The sequence below is a fragment of the Pseudomonas azerbaijanoccidentalis genome (assembly GCF_019145495.1).
Classification (GTDB): Bacteria; Pseudomonadota; Gammaproteobacteria; order Pseudomonadales; family Pseudomonadaceae; genus Aquipseudomonas; species Aquipseudomonas azerbaijanoccidentalis.
Window position 1 is genome coordinate 1 of the sequence record NZ_JAHSTU010000028.1, and the last position, 344, is coordinate 344.

At 61.9% G+C, this 344-nt stretch carries 1 protein-coding gene; it reads left to right on the plus strand.

Translation table 11 applies throughout. The features are described 5' to 3' along the window. Nucleotides 1-344: electron transfer flavoprotein subunit alpha/FixB family protein (locus KVG88_RS30980; RefSeq protein WP_217873644.1), on the plus strand; the 344-nt coding region annotated here is incomplete at both ends.

A 344-nucleotide genomic window follows, 5' to 3' on the forward strand; every position in this document is an offset into this window, starting at 1 on the left:
GACACCTTCAAGCGTCCGATCTACGCCGGTAACGCTATCGCTACCGTTCAATCGAACGCTGCGGTGAAAGTGATCACCGTGCGTGCCACCGGTTTCGACCCGGTTGCCGCTGAAGGTGGTTCGGCTGCCGTTGAAGCTGTTGCTGCTGCTCACGACGCTGGCATCTCCAGCTTCGTAGGTGAAGAACTGGCCAAGTCCGATCGTCCGGAACTGACCGCTGCCAAGATCGTCGTTTCCGGCGGCCGCGGCATGCAGAACGGCGACAACTTCAAACACCTGTACGCCTTGGCCGACAAGCTGGGCGCTGCCGTCGGTGCTTCGCGCGCCGCGGTCGACGCAGGTTT